A 259-nucleotide genomic window follows, 5' to 3' on the forward strand; every position below is an offset into this window, starting at 1 on the left:
GCCAGCTCGCCATGACGGCTGACGAAGATGGCGTAATCAATGACATGGCGAGCCAGCAGGCTCAGCCCCACCTGCACCGCCAGCCGGGAGCCCTGGCTCAGACGGCGCGCCATCATCATGGGCAGCAAGGGGGTAGCGGGAAACGGCGGGTCGACGGGCCAGCGGCCCTGCTGCGCCCACGCCTGCCAGGCGGCCTCATCGGCCAGACCCGGAGACAGTGCCTGGCTATCCAGCAGCGAGAAAGAGAGCATATTTCAGG

Annotated in this window: 1 protein-coding gene; it reads right to left on the reverse strand. The window is 67.2% G+C overall.

From position 1 onward, the window contains the following. The coding region (locus B4920_RS26855) for a beta-ketoacyl synthase chain length factor (RefSeq protein WP_139379718.1) at positions 1 to 251 on the reverse strand (251 nt) is incomplete at its 3' end. Between the last annotated feature and the right edge of the window lie 8 nt (positions 252 to 259).

The organism is Zoogloea sp. LCSB751 (assembly GCF_002028455.1).
GTDB lineage: Bacteria > Pseudomonadota > Gammaproteobacteria > Burkholderiales > Rhodocyclaceae > Zoogloea.